Annotated in this window: 1 protein-coding gene; it reads right to left on the bottom strand. The window is 47.2% G+C overall.

Annotated features, from left to right (window positions below):
* The coding region (locus ACTQ16_RS16800; protein WP_441938584.1) for an IS66 family transposase at positions 1-508 on the bottom strand (508 nt) is incomplete at both ends.

The following is a 508-nucleotide window of genomic DNA, read 5'->3' as shown; positions in this document are numbered from 1 at the left end:
CTGGAAGAGGTAGTTCATCATCAAGATGATTACACGCACACGATGGTCAGAGATATAAGCATCCACGAAGCGATGGCGGGCATGGAACCAGCAAGCTGTACGCACCAGTCCCATTTCCTCCAAATCCTTCTCAATTGTCTCATACAAGACTGCTCTGTCTGCAGTAAACACCCTTATACAAGAGTCCTTGAAGATGGCATCTTCCTGCACACTGTGACTACGGCTACCCTCCTTATATTCCATCACACAAAGCTTGGCTTCCATGGAGAGGGCTGCATGGATGTACTCCACATTGTACTTAAACTTATCTTCCTTACTCTCACGACTGCGAACCACGATTCTTGACTCGTCATTCTGGGTATAGACACACTGACGGATACGCTCAAGCTTCACAGGTCCCAAGCGTTCACGAAGATAAGTCATGATTTGCTGCATCCAACCGTTCAAGGTTGACTGAGCTACCTTCATACCCATCTGTGACAACATATCCAACAAGCGGTTTTCGGAG

This window comes from Prevotella sp. LCP21S3_D2 (assembly GCF_052118345.1).
Taxonomy (GTDB): Bacteria; Bacteroidota; Bacteroidia; order Bacteroidales; family Bacteroidaceae; genus Prevotella.
The sequence above is the reverse complement of the archived record's forward strand: the minus strand, read 5'-3'. Positions and strand labels throughout refer to the sequence as shown.